The sequence below is a fragment of the Salinicola socius genome, assembly GCF_001937195.1.
GTDB classification, from domain to species: domain Bacteria; phylum Pseudomonadota; class Gammaproteobacteria; order Pseudomonadales; family Halomonadaceae; genus Salinicola; species Salinicola socius.
In genome coordinates this window covers 1-942 of sequence record NZ_MSDO01000148.1, presented here as the reverse complement: position 1 = coordinate 942, position 942 = coordinate 1, and the positions used below count along the sequence as shown (strand labels likewise).

The 942-nt window shown below is 58.2% G+C and carries 1 protein-coding gene, 3 tRNA genes and 1 pseudogene; 4 read left to right on the top strand and 1 reads right to left on the bottom strand.

Annotated elements, in window-relative coordinates; translation table 11 throughout:
• The 4 genes and pseudogenes from BTW07_RS20240 to BTW07_RS19310 form a co-directional block, all read left to right on the top strand.
• Positions 1-99 (top strand): annotated as a pseudogene (locus BTW07_RS20240) (23S rRNA pseudouridylate synthase B); the annotation flags it as partial.
• A gap of 87 nt (positions 100-186) precedes the next feature.
• Positions 187-262: transfer RNA gene (locus BTW07_RS19320), tRNA-Lys, on the top strand.
• A gap of 56 nt (positions 263-318) precedes the next feature.
• Positions 319-394, top strand: a tRNA-Lys gene (locus tag BTW07_RS19315).
• Between the two features lie 59 nt (positions 395-453).
• Positions 454-529, top strand: a tRNA-Lys gene (locus BTW07_RS19310).
• Between the two features lie 181 nt (positions 530-710).
• Here BTW07_RS19310 and BTW07_RS19305 read toward each other — a convergent pair.
• On the bottom strand, positions 711-942 hold a 232-nt coding region (locus BTW07_RS19305), incomplete at its 5' end, for a type 2 periplasmic-binding domain-containing protein (protein WP_208605458.1).

The following is a 942-nucleotide window of genomic DNA, read 5'->3' as shown; positions in this document are numbered from 1 at the left end:
ACCCCTGACGAGAAAAATCGCTGGAGCCGCGACAAGAACAAGCGTCGTCCGGTGACGGCGATGAAGAAACCGCGTCGTCCGCGACGCGAAGACTCCTGATTCCGGTGTCGTGACAGCCGCCTCGGGGCGGGAAAAAACGCTTGCCTGCTCCGATGGTTATGAGTAATATGTGCGCCCAGTCGGAAGGGGTCGTTAGCTCAGTTGGTAGAGCAGTTGGCTTTTAACCAATTGGTCGTAGGTTCGAATCCTACACGACCCACCACTCTCCGACGGGTCGATGCTTTTGGCGCCGATTAGCGCCATGGATCAACAGCGCATGGGTCGTTAGCTCAGTTGGTAGAGCAGTTGGCTTTTAACCAATTGGTCGTAGGTTCGAATCCTACACGACCCACCATCGATCAATCCCTCGCCTTTATGGCACTGATTCGGCATTTCTCGCCGGTCGCACGTTCTGGGTCGTTAGCTCAGTTGGTAGAGCAGTTGGCTTTTAACCAATTGGTCGTAGGTTCGAATCCTACACGACCCACCAGACCCGCCGATTCCACGCCACAGCGCGATTTTACGCGCAATCGTGACGCTAACACCGCCGATTACCGTACCTTCTGATAAGTGCGTCATTTGGAACAATGACAGGTAGGCACGGCAAACCCGACAATGAATGACGCTGTTCTATTTTGCGACTCTTCATCCGCCGTGCCGATGGCTCGCCTCTATCCCGCCGTCTTGACGTCCGGTTCCGCCAGCAAGGCGGCCTCGGCCATGACCGTCTGGCGAAAGCGTTGGGCGAGCACACTCTGCTCTCGGTCACGGGTGGCGATGGCGAACGCGGCAACGGGTTGCGGCCCCACGAGTCTTACCAGCTTCAGGGCACCGGTTTGAACCCCCCGCATCGAGGCCGGGACGAAAGTGACCCCCGCGCCTCCGGCCGCCAGCATCATCGCC